Annotated in this window: 13 protein-coding genes and 1 tRNA gene; 10 read left to right on the top strand and 4 right to left on the bottom strand. The window is 66.8% G+C overall.

Annotated elements, in window-relative coordinates; translation table 11 throughout:
* Positions 1 to 8: 8 nt before the first annotated feature.
* Entirely contained in the window at positions 9 to 1340 is a 1332-nt protein-coding gene (locus tag HUU99_RS00335; protein ID WP_254602830.1) for a sensor histidine kinase, read from the top strand.
* Here HUU99_RS00335 and HUU99_RS00330 read toward each other — a convergent pair whose 3' ends face one another.
* Together HUU99_RS00330 and HUU99_RS00325 are read right to left on the bottom strand one after the other, a co-directional pair.
* Positions 1341 to 2711, bottom strand: a complete 1371-nt coding sequence (locus HUU99_RS00330; protein WP_254602829.1) for a sensor histidine kinase — start codon at positions 2709 to 2711, stop codon at positions 1341 to 1343.
* Positions 2708 to 3382, bottom strand: a complete 675-nt coding sequence (locus HUU99_RS00325) for a response regulator (protein ID WP_174284580.1) — start codon at positions 3380 to 3382, stop codon at positions 2708 to 2710. Before HUU99_RS00325 ends, HUU99_RS00330 begins: the two co-directional genes overlap by 4 nt.
* A gap of 108 nt (positions 3383 to 3490) precedes the next feature.
* On the opposite strand from HUU99_RS00325, the gene HUU99_RS00320 reads away from it, so the two are divergent.
* The 8 genes from HUU99_RS00320 to HUU99_RS00285 all read left to right on the top strand — a co-directional run bounded on the left by HUU99_RS00320 (position 3491) and on the right by HUU99_RS00285 (position 13444).
* Complete coding sequence (locus HUU99_RS00320) at positions 3491 to 4753, top strand: efflux RND transporter periplasmic adaptor subunit (protein ID WP_174284579.1); 1263 nt, start codon at positions 3491 to 3493, stop codon at positions 4751 to 4753.
* 28 nt (positions 4754 to 4781) lie between these two features.
* Entirely contained in the window at positions 4782 to 7955 is a 3174-nt protein-coding gene (locus HUU99_RS00315) for an efflux RND transporter permease subunit (RefSeq protein ID WP_174284578.1), read from the top strand.
* Positions 7952 to 9394: an efflux transporter outer membrane subunit gene (locus HUU99_RS00310; RefSeq protein WP_174284577.1), complete on the top strand. Its 1443-nt coding sequence runs from the start codon at positions 7952 to 7954 to the stop codon at positions 9392 to 9394. Before HUU99_RS00315 ends, HUU99_RS00310 begins: the two co-directional genes overlap by 4 nt.
* Before the next feature lie 137 nt (positions 9395 to 9531).
* On the top strand, positions 9532 to 9690 hold the full coding sequence (locus HUU99_RS15340) for a hypothetical protein (RefSeq protein ID WP_217430722.1): 159 nt from the start codon (positions 9532 to 9534) through the stop codon (positions 9688 to 9690).
* 122 nt (positions 9691 to 9812) lie between these two features.
* On the top strand, positions 9813 to 10811 hold the full coding sequence (locus tag HUU99_RS00300) for an NAD-dependent epimerase/dehydratase family protein (protein WP_174284575.1): 999 nt from the start codon (positions 9813 to 9815) through the stop codon (positions 10809 to 10811).
* 64 nt (positions 10812 to 10875) lie between these two features.
* Entirely contained in the window at positions 10876 to 11754 is an 879-nt protein-coding gene (gene yghU, locus HUU99_RS00295) for a glutathione-dependent disulfide-bond oxidoreductase (RefSeq protein ID WP_174284574.1), read from the top strand.
* Positions 11755 to 11879: 125 nt separating this feature from the next.
* Positions 11880 to 12653 (top strand): EAL domain-containing protein, encoded by a 774-nt coding sequence (locus HUU99_RS00290; RefSeq protein WP_254602848.1) that lies wholly within the window; start codon positions 11880 to 11882, stop codon positions 12651 to 12653.
* A gap of 254 nt (positions 12654 to 12907) precedes the next feature.
* Complete coding sequence (locus tag HUU99_RS00285; RefSeq protein ID WP_174284573.1) at positions 12908 to 13444, top strand: YcnI family copper-binding membrane protein; 537 nt, start codon at positions 12908 to 12910, stop codon at positions 13442 to 13444.
* A 54-nt stretch (positions 13445 to 13498) separates the two neighbouring features.
* Here HUU99_RS00285 and HUU99_RS00280 read toward each other — a convergent pair whose 3' ends face one another.
* Positions 13499 to 14689, bottom strand: coding sequence for an MFS transporter (locus HUU99_RS00280; RefSeq protein WP_254602828.1), 1191 nt, complete (start codon positions 14687 to 14689; stop codon positions 13499 to 13501).
* Positions 14690 to 14952: 263 nt separating this feature from the next.
* A tRNA-Arg gene (locus HUU99_RS00275) sits at positions 14953 to 15029 on the bottom strand.
* 82 nt (positions 15030 to 15111) lie between these two features.
* Here HUU99_RS00275 and HUU99_RS00270 point away from each other — a divergent pair.
* On the top strand, positions 15112 to 15627 hold the full coding sequence (locus HUU99_RS00270; protein ID WP_254602827.1) for a hypothetical protein: 516 nt from the start codon (positions 15112 to 15114) through the stop codon (positions 15625 to 15627).
* The last annotated feature ends 1 nt before the right edge of the window (position 15628 follow it).

Here is a 15628-nt window from a genome sequence, read left to right as displayed (position 1 = left end):
GCCGCATGATGCGGTGGTTCTGGCCGCAAAGCCTGGCGGGGCAGATGGTGCTGCTGATCGCCATCGCATTGTTCGTGGCGCAGGCGATCAACTTCGCCATGCTGCTCCACGAGCGCGGCCATGCACGGCTCGAACAGATCGCCGGCCCCGTCGCCGCGCGTGTGCTGGACGCCGTCGAACGTACGACGCAGGGCCGCGGCCCCGTCGCCGATCGTGGACGAATCCGCCGCCTGCCCGCGAACCCCGTCACGGCGCAGGAGAAATCGCAGGCCGATGTCGACGAACGTCTGCGTGCCGTCTTGATCGAAGGCGGGTTCAGGCCGGGCGTCATCGCGTCGGCCGTGCGCCCGGCCGACCCCCGCGATGCGCCGCCGTGGCAACAGCGCATCGAACGCCGCACGCACATCCGCAGCGAACTCGTCATCGCCGTCGAGCAGCCGGGAATGGGCTGGCTGGTCCAGCGTGTGCCTTGGCCGGGAAACGACTGGTTCCTGTTGTGGCGGCTGATCGGGCAGACGCTGATCCTCTACGTCATCGTATTGCTGCCGGTGATCTGGATCGGTCGCCGCATCTCGCGTCCGCTACGCGACCTGACGATGGCCGCCGATCGGTTCGCGCCCGGCGAGGAGGGACCGCTGCTGACGCAGCGCGGCCCGCACGACATCGCGCACCTGATCGCGGCGTTCAACGCACTGACGTTGCGCGTCACCGCGATGCTCGACGAAAAGAACCGGATGCTCGGCGCGATCGGGCATGACCTGCGGACGCCGTTGGCGGCACTGCGCGTGCGGATCGAATCGGTCGAGGACGAAACCGACCGGACGCGCATGGCGGAGACGATCGCGGAAATGAACGGCACGCTGGACGATATCCTGTCGCTCGCACGGATCGGTCGGCCGAGCGAGGCCCCGACCGAGGTCGACCTCGCCGCGCTGGTCGATGCGGTGGTCGAGGACTTCCGCGATCTCGGCTGCGACGTGCAATTCGCCGACACCGACCGGCTGCGCACCCGGTTGCGGCCGTCGCTGATGCGGCGCGCGGTGCGAAACCTGATCGAGAATGCCGTCAAATACGGGCAGCGTGCGGATGTCCGCATCGAAACCTCGTCGACCGATATCCGGATCGTCGTTGCCGACGAGGGGCCGGGCATTCCGCCCGACCGACTGGCGGACGTCTTCGATCCGTTCACCCGGCTGGAGCAATCGCGCAACCGCGAGACCGGCGGGATCGGGCTCGGCCTGGCCCTCGCGCGCAGCATCGTCCAGGACGCCGGCGGCGGGATCGTGCTGACGAACCGCGAGGGTGGCGGACTGGACGCGACGATCATCCTGCCGCGATAGTCAGCCTCGCTGTTCCGCACCCGACAGAAGGATCGAAAACGCCGCCCCACCCCCGGGCCGGTTGCGGATCGATAACGCCGCGCCGTGCGCCCGCGCCACACGGTCGACGATCGCCAGTCCCAGCCCCGCGCTGTCCGATCGACCGTGATCGGCGCGCCAGAAACGGCGCGTGAGCAAGTCGGGGCTTTTGGCGGTTATCCCCGGACCATCGTCGACGACGGTCAGGGTGCCGTCGACCGCGACCGAAACGCCGACCGTCGTTCCCGCCGGCGTATGACGAAACGCGTTGGTGACCAGATTCGACAGCGCGAGCCCGATCAGCACGCGGTTCGCGGTCACGAAGACCGCTTCGTCGGGCGCATCCAGCCCGATCTCATGGTCCCGCGCCATTTCCTGCTCGACCACGGCAGCGATCGTCTCGACCGCCAGCAGGGCGAGATCGAAGCGCTCGACGGCACCATCGGGCACGCGTTCCAGTGCGGCGAGGTCGCTCAGCTGGCCGACGACATGCGACAGCCGATCCACCTGCCGCACCGCTGCCTCCCGCACATCGGCATCGCCCACCCCGTCGAGGCGGATGCGCAAGGTCGCCAGCGGCGTGCGGAGTTCGTGAACGACATTGGCGATGAATTGCGATTGCTGTGCAAAGCTTTCCTCCAGCCGCGCGATCAGTGCGTTGGTGGCCTGGACCAGCGGCAACACCTCGGCGGGCAGATCCGTGTCGTCCAGCCGGATGTCGAGCGTGCGCGCATCGATCTGCGTCGCGTGGGCGGATACGGTCCGGACCGCCGCGACCAGTCGCCGGATCAACAGGCTGTTGACGAGCGGCAGGAGCAACAGGATCGGTACCAGCAGCGCGACATAACGGAGCAGGAGCGCGCGTTCGACATCGTCGAGGATCGCGCCCGGCCGTGCCTCGTCCTGGGACACCACGACCCAGAAGGCTTCTCCGCCGATCGACACCGGCAGGCTGACACCCACGAACGTCCCAGCGCGGAACGGCTGCGGGGTCGGGCGTCGCGGGGCCTGCCGCCAGGGCACGCGTTCGGCGTAGCGGCTCGCGATCGCCGCCCGTCCGGCACCATCGACGACCACGAAGGCGCGGCCGTCATAGGTGCTGGAATAGGCGGGCAGGATCGCGCTCGACTCCTCGATCCGGTGTTCGGCAAGCCCTTCGCTCAGGCCAAGCGCGATCGTCCGCGCCTGGTCCAGCAATGCACGATCCTGGTACAGCGCGGTGGTTTGATGGAGTATCGACACGAGCAGCACCGCGACGATCACCACGACCCCGGCGATCGCCACGAATTCCACCAGCAAGATCCGCAGGATCAGCGACCGCGGCAGATACCGTTTGATGAGGCCCGGCTTCACGACGTAGCGCGCAGCATGTAACCGACGCCCCGGATCGTCTCGATCCTGACCGTCGCGCCCGCGTCCTCGATCTTGCGGCGCAGGCGGTGGACGTAGACCTCGACCGCGTTCGACCCGAGTTTCCCGGTCAGGCCGTAGAGCTGATCCTCGACCAGTCGCTTCGCAACGACTTGCCCGCCACGCCGCATCAGCAGCGCGAGCAGTTCCATTTCGCGCGCGGACAGCGCCACCGGCCGATCGTCGGCCAGTACGTCGCGTGAGTCCGTATCGAACCGGACATTGGCGAAGCGAAGCACGCTGCCCTGGAACGCGCCCTGCCGCCGGCGCACCGCTTTCAGCCGAGCGACGAGTTCCTCCACGGCGAACGGCTTGACGAGATAATCGTCGGCACCGGCGTTCAATCCCTCGATCCGGTCGCCAAGCTCGCCGCGCGCGGTCAGCAGGACGACGGGGATCGGATCGTCGCGGCCGCGCAATGCACGCAAGACCTCGATCCCGCTTCGGTCGGGCAGCCCGATATCGAGGACGACGGCAGCATAGCGCGCCACGGTCAGCATCTGACCGGCGTCGCTGGCGTTCGCGGCATGGTCGCTGGCGATCCCGCGGCGTTCGAGTGCATTGCGCAACGCGTCGGCGAGCGCGGTGTCGTCCTCGACCAGCAGCAATCGCATGTCTGCCTTGCGCCCTCCCCCCGTAAGTCTGGTGTAAGCCCGCAGTCCTATTGCGCTGCACCATAGGCGTTCGCAAGTCGCATCTGGACCGAGGCAAGGTTGGACACCATGATAGATTTCGATCATGAGCCGCCATTGCCGACGGCGCGTCGCCTCGGCACCGCAGGGCAAGGACGATGGTTGCTGATCGCCGCGGCGGTCGTCGTTGCGGTCTTCGTGGTGACGATGGTGTGGCGTCGGATCGCGACACCGGTCGACACCCCGGCCCCGCCGCTTCCCGCCGGCACCTTCCGGGCAACGCCCGAGCAGCTGGCGCAGATGAAGATCGCCGTCGTCGGCAACGGCGTCGCGGACAGCCATGTCGATGCGACCGGGACGATCTCGGTCGACGAGGATCACAGCACGCCCGTGCTGCTCCCGTATTCGGGGCAGGTCACCGAGGTGTTCGTACAGGCGGGGCAGCATGTCGTACGCGGCCAGCCCCTGCTGAAGATCGCCTCGCCGGATTTCGTCGAGGCGCGGGGTACGCTGGCCTCGACCGCGGCGGCCCGCGCCACCGCTGCGGCACAACTCAAGATCGCGAGCGACAATGCCGCGCGGCAACAGGCGATCTACCAGACCGCGGGTGGTGCGCTGAAGGATTATCGCCAGGCGCAAAGCGACGTGGTGACCGCCGGGGCCACGTTACGCAGCGCCGACGCCGCGCTGACCGCGGCACGCGACAAGCTCGCCTTGTTCGGCAAGGACCCCGCCGAGGTCGCCCGTTTGCAGACGGCCGGCGACGGCAACGGTACGTCGACGCAGACGACCTATCGATCGCCGGTCGCCGGCGTCGTCGCGAGCCGCGGTGTCGCACCCGGCCAATATGTCGGTGCCGGCGGCGACAAGCCGGTGATGACGATCGCCGATTTCGGGCATGTCTGGCTGATCGCGCAATTGCCCGAGGGTGACGCCGCTTCGGTGCATGTCGGCGATGCCGTGGAGGTGACGACGCCCGCCTATCCCGGACGGACATTCCATGCCGTCGTCGACAATGTCGCCGCCGCGCTCGACCCGGCGACCCACCGGCTGCCGGTGCGCGCGACGGTCGTCAATCCTGGCGAGGCGCTGAAGCCGCAGATGTTCGCGAGCTTCCAGATCGCACGCGCCGGGCCCGGCGCGGCTCTCCTCGTGCCCGCCGCGGCGGTAATCCACGAAGGCGACAGCGCGCGGGTCTGGGTGCTCGGCCCGGATCGGCTGCTGCGTGCCCGGACCGTCGTCGTCTCGGGCGACAGCGACGGCATGGCCGTGATCGCCGGCGGACTGAAGCGCGGCGACCGGATCGTGACCGCCGGGGCGCTGTTCGTGAACGAAGCGGGCGCGGGCCAGTGAGCCGTCCTGGAACGCCGGGCCGGCGCGCATGAACAAGGTCGTCGAATTCGCGCTGCGCCAGCGGGTGCTGATGCTGGTCGTGCTGGTCGGCATGGTGCTGGCCGGCGGCGTTGCCTTCGCGATCCTGAATATCGAGGCCTATCCCGATCCGGTCCCGCCGATGGTCGAGGTCATCACCCAATCGAACGGCATTTCCGCGGAGGAGATGGAACGGGGCGTCACCATCCCGATCGAGGTCGCCATCGCCGGCGTACCGAACATCACCGCGGTACGCACGATATCGCTGTTCGGGCTGTCCGACGTGAAGATCCAGTTCAGTTACGATGTCGGTTTCCGCGAGGCGGAACAGCGCGTTCTCGGGCGGTTGAGCACGCTCGGCAATCTGCCCGGCGGGGCGCAGCCGACGATCTCCCCTACCAGCCCGATCGGCGAGATCTTCCGGTACCGGATGACCGCCCCGCCGGGCTATTCGGTGATGGACCTGAAGACGATCCAGGACTGGGTCCTGCAACGCCGGTTCAAGCGGATCCCGGGCGTCGTCGACGTGACCGGCTGGGGCGGGAAACTGCGCGACTATTCGGTCGTGATCGACGAGGACCGGCTGCTCGCGCACGGCGTCACCGTCGGCCAGGTGCTGTCCGCGATCGGCAAGGGCGACGGCAATGTCGGCGCGCAGACCATCAATTTCGGGCCGCAGGCGGCGATCGTCCGAGGGGTGGGTCTGATCCAGTCGGCCGATGCGATCCAGAACGTGCTGGTCGCGACGAACGCCGGCAACCCCGTGCTCGTCAAGGACGTCGCGACGATCGGCATCGGCAATCTGCCGCGGCTCGGCATCGCCGGCGAGGGCAAGGACAACGACATCGTGATGGGCATCGTCCTGATGCAGCGCGGTGCGAAGTCGATGCCGACGATCGAGGCGGTGAAGGCGGAGATCGAGACGATCAACACGACCGGCATCCTGCCCCCGGGGGTGCAGCTGACGCCGATCTACGACCGGTCGAACCTGATCGACCTGACGACGCATACCGTCATGGAAAACCTCGTCGTCGGCATCGGCCTCATCTTTCTCCTCCAGTGGATATTCCTCGGCAATCTGCGCAGCGCGGTCATCGTTTCGCTGACCATCCCGTTCGCGCTCGCCTTCGCGGTGCTGATCCTGACGATCCAGGGCGAAAGTGCGAACCTGCTGTCGGTCGGCGCGCTGGATTTCGGGCTGGTGGTGGACGCCAGCGTCATCATGGTGGAGGCGATCTTCCGCCATATGGTCGAACGCGGACAGCGGATCGCGGCGGGACACGGTCATGCCAACCATGCCAGCCGCTTCTCCGCGATCCTGCACGCGTCGAGCGATGTCAGCCGCGGCATCTTCTTCGCCGCCGCGATCATCATCGCCAGCTTCCTGCCGCTCTTCACGCTGACCGGCGTCGAGGGACACATCTTCGGCCCGATGGCGAAGACCTATGCCTATGCGATCGGCGGCGGGCTGATCGCCACCTTCCTGATTTCCCCCGTGCTGTCGGCGATGCTGCTGCCCGACGATCTCGACGAGGTGGAGACCTGGATCGTCCGCAAGCTGCGCCGCGCCTATGAACCCGGCGCCGCTTTCGCGCTCGCCAACCGGTTGCTGACCCTTGGCCTGACCGCGATATTGCTTCTGACCGCGTTCGTCGCGGTGCGCTCGCTCGGCGTCGAATTCCTGCCGCATCTGGAGGAGGGCAACCTCTATATCCGCGCGACATTGCCGGGATCGATATCGCTCGAGGCGGGGCAGCCGACGGTCAACGGCATTCGGAACGTCATCCAGAGCTACCCGGAGTTCGAACGCGTCATTTCGACGCATGGTCGCCCCGACGACGGCACCGACGCCACCGGGTTCTTCAACGCCGAATTCTATTCGCCGCTGAAGCCCGCGTCGCAGTGGCCGGCGGGCGTCACCAAGGACAGTTTGACGGCAGAGATACAAGGCCGGCTGCACGCCCGTTATCCCGGCGTCGATTTCGAATTCTCGCAATATATCGAGGATAATGTCGAGGAAGCGTCGTCGGGCGTGAAGGGCGCGAATTCCGTGAAGGTGTTCGGCCCCGATCTCGCCACGCTGGAAACGCTGGCCGCCAAGATCCGCGACCGGATGGCCAAGGTTCGCGGGATCGCTGACCTCGGTATATCCGACTCGCTGGGCCAACCGACCGTCCGGATCGACATCGATCGCGCCGCCGCCGCGCGCTACGGCCTGACGCCCGACGACATCAACACCACCGTCGCCGCCGCGATCGGGGGACAAAGCAGCGGCGATCTGTACGAACGCAAGACCGATCGACATTTCCCGATCATCGTAAGGCTGCAGAATACGCAGCGCGACAGCCTCGAGGCGATCCGGCGGATTTCGATCGGGGCCCCTTCGCCCACCGGCACCGGTACGATCCCGGTACCGCTTGCCGAAGTCGCAACGGTCAAGCTGACCACCGGCGCGTCGTTCATCTACCGCGAGCATCAGGAACGCTACGTCCCGATCAAGTTCAGCGTCCGCGATCGCGATCTGGGCGGGGCGATCGCGGAGGCACAGGGCGGGATCGCGCATGACGTCGTGCTGCCGCCGGGCTATCACCTCGAATGGGCGGGGGAACTCGCGAACCTGACCAGTGCGGTGTCGCGGCTGGAGGTCGTCGTGCCGATCAGCCTCGGGCTGATCGTGATCCTGCTCTACGCCAATTTCTCGTCGATGACGGACACGCTGCTGGCGTTCAGCGTCATCCCGATGGCGGTCGTCGGCGGCGTGCTGGCGCTGGCGCTGACCGGAACGGCGTTCAGCATTTCGGCGGCGATCGGGTTCGTCGCCTTGTTCGGGATCGCGGTCATGGACGGCATCCTGATGGTGACCAGCTTCAACCAGCGGATCGACGAGGGACACGACCGGCAGGATGCGATCGCACATATGGTGCGGACAAGCCTGCGCCCGGTCGTCATGACCTGCCTCGCCGCCGCGATCGGGCTGCTGCCCGCCGCGGTATCGAGCGGGATCGGCAGCCAGGTCCAGCGACCGCTCGCGTTGGTCGTCGTCGGCGGAATGACGCTGGCTCCGCTGCTGATCCTGCTGGTGCTGCCGGTCCTCATCGACCGCTTCTCCCGGCATGTGGGCGTGCACGATCGGGGTGCGCACGGGCGCGATGTCGGGCACGCGCATCCGGCCCCCGCGGAATGAAGCGGCTCATCGCCTTCGCACCGCTGGCGCTCGCCGGCTGCGCGGTCGGCCCGCAGCATCCGACGACGACGCCGTCGCTGGCCCCCGCCACCGCATCCGAACGGATCGCGCCGATTTCGGGGCCCGCGCAGGACATCGTCGCGGGCGCGTCGCCGAAGGCCGACTGGTGGACCGCGTTCGGCAGCGCCAAGCTCGACGCGCTCGTGGACCTGGCGCTTGCGAAGAACGAGGATCTGGCGCTCGCCGAAACGACGCTACGCCAGGCGCGCGAGACGGCGGGCGCGACCGCCGGGGCCGCTCTGCCGCAGGCCGATGTCAATTATAACGTCGAACATGCCCGCGTATCGAACGCGCTGGCCACCCCGCTCGTCGACCCAAACGAAACGCTCTACACGCTGCACACCGCGCAGCTGTCGGTCACCTATCCGCTCGACCTGTTCGGCCTGCAGCGCAACCGGAGCCGCTCGGCACGCGCACAGGCGGAGGTCGCCAGCGAGCGGCTACGCGCCGCGCGAAAGACCGTCGTCGCCAATCTCGTCACCGCGGTCATCCAGTTTGCCGCGCTCGGCGGCCAGATCGATGCGACGAACGCCGCCGTCGCGAGCAACCGGGATTTGCTGGCGATGCTGTTGAAGCGGCAGGCGCTGGGCGATATCGGTAATGCCGACATAGCGGCACAACAGGCTGCGCTCGCGACGGCGGAAAGCAGCCTGCCACCGCTGGTCCGCCAGGGCGAGCATCAGCGCACCGTCATCGCCGCATTGCTGGGGATCGCACCGGGAAGCACGCTGCCGCCGCTACCCGCCTTCGCGGAACTGTCGCTTCCCGCGACCCTGCCCGTCGCGCTGCCCGCGGCGATTGTCGCCAACCGCCCCGATATCCGCGCCGCAGATGCGCAGATGCGCGGGGCCGGGGCGGACCTGGGCGCGGCGATCGCTGCGCGCCTGCCCAATCTCGTGCTCAGCGGGCAGGCCGGCGGCGCGTCGCCGAACTTCGCCGACATGTTCGCCAGCGGCAATCCGTTCTGGACGCTGATCGGGGGGATCACGCAGCCGATCTTCCATGGCGGGACGCTACGTCATCAGCAGCGCGCCGCCGCTGCCGCATTGGACGGCGCGAAGGCGCAATACCGGTCCGCCGTGCTTCAGGCGTTCGCCGACGTGTCGGATGCGCTGACCGGGTTGCGGACCGATGCGGACGTGCTCGACGCCGCGACGCGCGCCGGCAAGGCCGCGGATCTCAGTCTTATCTATGGTCGGCGGCAATTGGCGCTTGGCGGGATCGGGACGCTGACACTGCTGAACGCCAGCGCGGCCGACGCGCAGGCCACCGCCGCCCTGATCCAGGCGCAAGCGGCGCGACTGACGGATACGGTCGCGCTGTATCAGGCGGTCGGCGGCGGCATCGATGCGACGCCGGCCGCTTCGGGCGCGCGGTAGATCCCCCGATCGACCGCGAGTCCCATCAACGGAAGTGGCTGTGATTACCCTTCCACGATCCGATCGGATGACCCGGATGCGACACGCGCACGCCACCGCCATGATGGCCCGCATGCGCGGAGCTGAGTGCGAAGACCGTGAAAGTGGCCGATGCCGCCATCGCATATAAAAGCTTCATGATCGCCCCCGCTGATCGCCCTAACGCGCTCCGTGCCTACATGACGCCGCCGATGAATGCGAGCCGCACCTGCCATCGTCGAAAAATGCATTTTCGTTCACGAATTATCGATCGATGATCCGGCATCACCGCCATCGGCGGAAGTCGCTAATATGGAGCGGCACGGACGGTCCGCACGTTGACAAGCGGAACGCCAGCCGTCCTTGATGACGAAATGAACGCAAGACGAACATATCACGGATGACCACGCTCATCACCGGCGTCGCCGGATTTATCGGCATGCACGTTGCTGACCGCCTGCTGGCACGGGGCGACCACATATTCGGGATCGACAATCTCAACAATTATTACGACCCGGCGCTCAAACATGCCCGTCTGACGCAATTGTCCGAGCGATACGGCGACGCCTTCGTCTTCGCCGCGGTCGATTTCGCCGATATGGCGGCGCTCGGCATCGTGCTGCATGGCGCGCGCTTCGATCGCATCGTCCATCTCGGCGCACAGGCGGGCGTGCGCTATTCGATCGAGAACCCGGCGGCCTATGCGCAGTCGAACCTCGTCGGACATGTCAACATGCTGGAGATCGCGCGCCACGCCGGGGTCGCACAGATGGTCTATGCCTCCTCCTCGTCGGTCTATGGCGGCAACACGTCGCTGCCCTTCCGGGTCGAAGACCGCGTCGAGCGTCCCCTGTCGCTCTACGCCGCGACCAAGCGCGCGGACGAGTTGATCAGCGAAAGCTATGCGCATCTCTACCGCGTGCCGATGACGGGACTGCGCTTCTTCACCGTCTATGGCCCATGGGGTCGCCCCGACATGGCGATGTGGATCTTCACCAAGGCGATCCTGGCCGGCGAGCCGATCCCGCTGTTCAATCACGGCCGGATGGAGCGCGATTTCACCTATATCGACGACATCGTATCCGGGGTCGTCGCCTGTCTCGATACCCCGCCTGCCGACGACGGTACGGAGAAACCCGGGGGCAGCCGCGCGCCGCACCGGCTGTTCAACATCGGCAACAACCGTTCGGAACGGCTCGGCGCGGTCATCGACCTGCTCGAGGCGGCCATCGGACGGACGGCGGTGCGCGACAATCTGCCGATGCAGCCGGGCGACGTCGAGCGGACCTTCGCGGATATCGATCCGATCCGCGATGCGCTCGGCTTTGCACCGACGACCGCGATCGATGTCGGCGTGCCGCGGTTCGTCGAATGGTATCGCGCCTATCATCGCCGCTGACCAGCAGGCGTTGACGCGACCGGCGGGCGAGCGCATCGCCCGCACGAACGACAGGAGCGCCCCGATGAGCGACGGCTATACCCCTCCCAAAATCTGGGAATGGAACAGGGAAAGCGGCGGCCGCTTCGCCAACATCAATCGCCCGATCGCCGGGGCGACTCACGACAAGGCCTTGCCGGTCGGCAAGCACCCTCTGCAGCTATATTCTCTCGCCACCCCCAACGGCGTGAAGGTGACCGTGATGCTGGAGGAACTGCTTGCCGCCGGTCATGACGGCGCGGAATATGATGCCTGGCTCATCCGCATCAACGAGGGCGACCAGTTCGGAAGCGGCTTCGTCGCGGCCAATCCCAACTCGAAGATTCCCGCGCTCGTCGATCATGGCGGTCCGGCACCGGCCCGGGTCTTCGAGTCGGGATCGATCCTGCTGTACCTCGCGGAGAAATTCGGTGCATTCCTGCCGATCGAACAGCCGGCGCGGGCGGAATGCCTGTCCTGGCTGTTCTGGCAGATGGGCGCGGGGCCGCTTCTGGGCGGCGGGTTCGGCCATTTCTACGCCTATGCGCCGGTGAAGATCGAATATGCGATCGATCGTTACGCGATGGAGGTGAAGCGGCAGCTCGACGTCCTCGACCACCGGCTGGCCGACAATGCATATCTCGGCGGCGATGATTATACGATCGCCGACATGGCGGTGTGGCCCTGGTACGGCGCGCTGGTACAGGGGCTGGTCTATGATGCCGCCGAGTTCCTTCAGGTGGACGGTTACACGCATGTCCGGCGCTGGACCGACGCGATCGCCGAGCGGCCGGCGGTGAAGCGGGGGCGGATGGTCAACCGCGCCATGGGCGATCCCGCGAGCCAGTTGCACGAACGCCACGACGCGTCGGATTTCGATACCAGCACGCAGGACAAGGTATCGCCGCCGAACGATGCCGACTGAGACATCGATCGCAATACGACCGGTCGCCGGTCGGAATGCCGTAATCTTGCATGAGACGATAAGTTGCTGTTTTTTAACGTTCGTCTGGCATTGACGCGGCTCGCTTAGGGCAGCCGCGAATGACCATGTCGCCAGTGAAATGCAGTGGGTGCCGGAACGGTGACGCGCTCGACTTCGCGATATCGATGGCGTTCCAGCCGATCGTCGATCTCGATACGCATCTGCCATTCGCCTATGAAGCGCTGGTAAGGGGCACGAACGGTGAACCCGCGCACAGCATCCTGTCGCAGGTCACCGACGGCAACCGGTACGCGTTCGATCAGAAATGCCGCGTCAAGGCGATCGAAACCGCGACTGCGGCGGGGCTGCTCGACGGCGACGCCAAGCTGTCGATCAACTTCCTGCCGAACGCGGTCTATTCGCCCGCCGCCTGTATCGCGCTCACGCTCGCGACGGCGAAAACGGTAGGTCTACCGGCATCGCGCCTGATCTTCGAATTCACCGAAAACGAAGAGATCGCCGATCCTGCGCACACCGCCAATATCGTCGCCAGTTACCGGCAGATGGGATTCGGCACGGCCCTCGACGATTTCGGTGCGGGGCACGCCGGCCTCAACCGGCTGGCTCGTTTTCAGACGGATTATATCAAGCTCGATATGGAGCTGACCCGCGACATCGACACCAGCATGCCTCGGCGGATGATCGTGAGCGCGATGGTACAACTGGCTTCGGCGATGGGCATGACCGTCATCGCGGAAGGGATCGAGACCGATGCCGAACTTCGCGCGGTGCGGGACATCGGCGTTCGCTATGTCCAGGGGTATATCTTCGCTCGGCCGCAGTTGAGACGGCTGCCCGCGATCGCAATCCCACCGTCGACCATGGCGCTCCGCGCCTGATCCGATACCGCAGTCATCCGGCGTATCATCACCGGTCGTGCAGGGCCCCCCTGGCCTGAAGCGCTTGGGCCGTGGCCAGGTGCTTTTGCAATACCGGTATCGTGCTGCGCCAGCGCTCGCACCGCACGCAGCGTGACCGCTTTCTCGAAAACGATTGATCCAGGCCTTTCTTTCTTTGCTGCGGCGGGGTCGCGCTGTTCATAGCGCGCACGCCGGAGTAGCGATGCTCCGACCATTCCTTCGGAGCATCGAAGATGATTTCGAGAATCGCCCGCCACTGCGCCGCTCTGGCGGCGACGCTGACTACGACGATGGCGCATGCGCACATCGTCTTCGCCGACCCGGCGGGTATGGCCGGCAGCTATTATGCAGGCTTCCTGCGCGTTTCGCACGGCTGTGCCGGTTCGCCGACCACGGCGATCCGCGTCGAGATACCCGTCGGCGTCACCGTCGCGCGGCCGCAGCCCAAGCCGGGATGGACGCTGTCGATCGAGAAGGCCCCGCTGCCCGCGCCGGTCCGGAGCGAAGACGGCGAGGTGCGCGAACGGGTGGCCGCGATCACATGGTCAGGGCGGTTGGACCCGGATCAGTTCGATCAGTTCGGGATCATGCTGAAACTTCCTGCCGCACCGGGTCCGCTGTACTTTCCGACCCTCCAGCAATGCGCGACGGGGCGCAACGCGTGGACCATGATACCCGCCGCCGGCCAGCCCTGGCATTCGGTCAAGTCGCCGGCCCCCGTCCTGGAGATAACGCCTGCCACGCCGCATCCGGATGCGATGAAGATGTAGGCCCTGCCCGGGGCGGCAGCCCGATGTCGCCGGTCGGACCCATCGACGCGACCGTCAGCCTGCTACCGCCTCACGCGGTTCGGTAAGGAAGAGCAGGAATGCGGAACTTGCGATCGCCACGCCCGTCCAGGCCGTCGCCGGCCAGCCGCCTTCGTAGAATGTATAGGACGCAAGCGTCGAGCCGCAGGCTGCCCCGATGAATACGACGGTCATATAGCTCGCGTTGATCCGCCCGCGCGCCTTCGGCACCACGGAAAAGAGGACGCGCTGGCCCAGCACCTGATTGAACTGCGTCGCCGCATCCAGCAGCACGGCCGCGAGGCCGAGCAGCAACAGCATGTGCATGTCGACCGCCCAAAGGCTGGTCAGCAGCGCGGCCACCGCGGCGAGCAACGCGCCGGCCGTCCCCAACCGGACATAGCCCCGGTCCCCAAGCCGCCCGGCCAGCGGCGCGGCAAGCGCCCCGCCCGCACCGGCCAGCGCGAACAGCGCGATGCCGAATTGACCGAGGCCGAACCGCCTTGCGAGGAGCAGCGGAACGGCGGTCCAGAACAGGTTGAAGGTCGCGAAGATCAGCGTCTGATAGGCGGTGCGCCGTCGTACCATCGGCGTTCGAACGAGAAGCGACAGGCTGGAGGCCAAGGTCTGGCCGTAACGCAGCGTCGACTGGGGCCGGTACACGGGCAGCATCCGCGCAAGCACCATTCCCAGCGCCGCCATCGCGACCGCCGCGGATGCGAAGATCGCACGCCATCCCGCGACCGCCGCCAGACCGTTCGCGATCGGCCGGGCGAGCATGATCCCGGTAATCAGCCCGGCCATGACGTTGCCGACGATCTGGCCGCGGCGCTCATCGGGTGCCAGATGCGCGGCGAGCGGCACCATGATCTGCGCGCCGACCGAGCAGAAGCCGGTCACGAACGAGAATGCGATGAAACCCGCGGCACCGCGCGACACGAACATTCCCGCCAGCCCAATCCCGCTGCCCGCCACCATCATCAGGATCAGCCGACGGTTCTCGACCAGATCGGCGAGCGATACGATCAGGAACAGACCCGCGCCGTAGCCGAGTTGCGTCACCGTCACCGCCAGCGCCGCCGTCCTGCCATGCAGTCCGAGCGCGGGCGCGATCTCGCCGATCAGCGCCTGCGCATAATACAGGTTCGCGACCATCAGCCCGCATGCGATCGCGAAGACGATCGTCAACCGCCCCTCGATACCATGGCTGGATGGCGTATCCGTCACGCGCCCGTCCGGACACGCGACCCGACCGTCGTCGCGATCGGCATCCGATGCCGATTCCTGCCGCAATATACGCCGCTCATCGCGAGGCGGAACGAATCGGCACGCCGATCCGGGTCGTCTGCTTCATGCCGCGCTCCTCGTGCTGTTCGCGTCAAGATCGCACGATCGTCCCGTACGGCGATACGGGTCCGGATGCTTTGGGGAAGGAGGCCATACCCGGCACATCGGCCGACATGCCCACAAATCGTATGACGCGGAAATAATGGTGCACCCGGAGCGATTCGAACGCCCGGCCCTCAGATTCGTAGTCTGATGCTCTATCCAGCTGAGCTACGGGTGCACTGGAGCGGCGCTGATAGAAGCGGTTGTACGGCGGTGCAAGTCCCGTTGCGCGATAAAGGTGCGCCGCATACAGCGGGGGCGTGACGAACCCCATCCGCTCCCCGGTCGTGCCGTTCGCGGCGATGCTGCTGCTGTCCGCCTGCGCGCGGCCGACGGGCGGCGGTTATCCCTCGCTTGCACCGCGCCCCATCGAAAAGACGAGCTTCGCCGATCCGGCACCGTCCCCCGTACCGTCGGCGACACCCGATCCGGCACTCGACACGGTAATCGCCGCGGCCAACCTGCAGTTGACGACGATCGCGAAGGGTTTTGCCGCGGACGCCGTCAAGGCGGCGGCGGCATCGCGCGCCGCGAAGGGTCAGGCGGCGGGCAGCGATAGGTGGCTCGACGCGCAGACCGCACTGGGCTCGCTCGATCAATGGCACGCGCAGATATCGGCGCTGGCGACGGATACCGAAGAACGGGCGATCGAGCGCGCCTCCATGCTCGCGCCGCCTTATCCCGCGCTGACGGCGTTGCAGGCGCGGATCGAAACCGAGAACGCGGTGGAGGCGACGTCGATCGCACGGGCCCAGGCGTCGCTCGCGCCGGCGTGAG

It is taken from the genome of Sphingomonas bacterium (assembly GCF_903642285.1).
Lineage (GTDB): Bacteria > Pseudomonadota > Alphaproteobacteria > Sphingomonadales > Sphingomonadaceae > Sphingomonas.
This window is presented reverse-complemented; position numbering and strand designations above follow the sequence as displayed.

Excerpts from the sequence above, each read along its gene's own strand:
- HUU99_RS00325 (WP_174284580.1), bottom strand. The coding sequence starts at position 3,382 with ATGCGATTGCTGCTGGTCGAGGACGACACCGCGCTCGCCGACGCGTTG.
- HUU99_RS00320 (WP_174284579.1), top strand. The coding sequence starts at position 3,491 with ATGATAGATTTCGATCATGAGCCGCCATTGCCGACGGCGCGTCGCCTC.
- HUU99_RS00300 (WP_174284575.1), top strand. The coding sequence starts at position 9,813 with ATGACCACGCTCATCACCGGCGTCGCCGGATTTATCGGCATGCACGTT.
- HUU99_RS00290 (WP_254602848.1), top strand. The coding sequence starts at position 11,880 with ATGTCGCCAGTGAAATGCAGTGGGTGCCGGAACGGTGACGCGCTCGAC.
- HUU99_RS00310 (WP_174284577.1), top strand. The coding sequence starts at position 7,952 with ATGAAGCGGCTCATCGCCTTCGCACCGCTGGCGCTCGCCGGCTGCGCG.
- HUU99_RS00285 (WP_174284573.1), top strand. The coding sequence starts at position 12,908 with ATGATTTCGAGAATCGCCCGCCACTGCGCCGCTCTGGCGGCGACGCTG.
- yghU (WP_174284574.1), top strand. The coding sequence starts at position 10,876 with ATGAGCGACGGCTATACCCCTCCCAAAATCTGGGAATGGAACAGGGAA.
- HUU99_RS00315 (WP_174284578.1), top strand. The coding sequence starts at position 4,782 with ATGAACAAGGTCGTCGAATTCGCGCTGCGCCAGCGGGTGCTGATGCTG.
- HUU99_RS00335 (WP_254602830.1), top strand. The coding sequence starts at position 9 with ATGCGGTGGTTCTGGCCGCAAAGCCTGGCGGGGCAGATGGTGCTGCTG.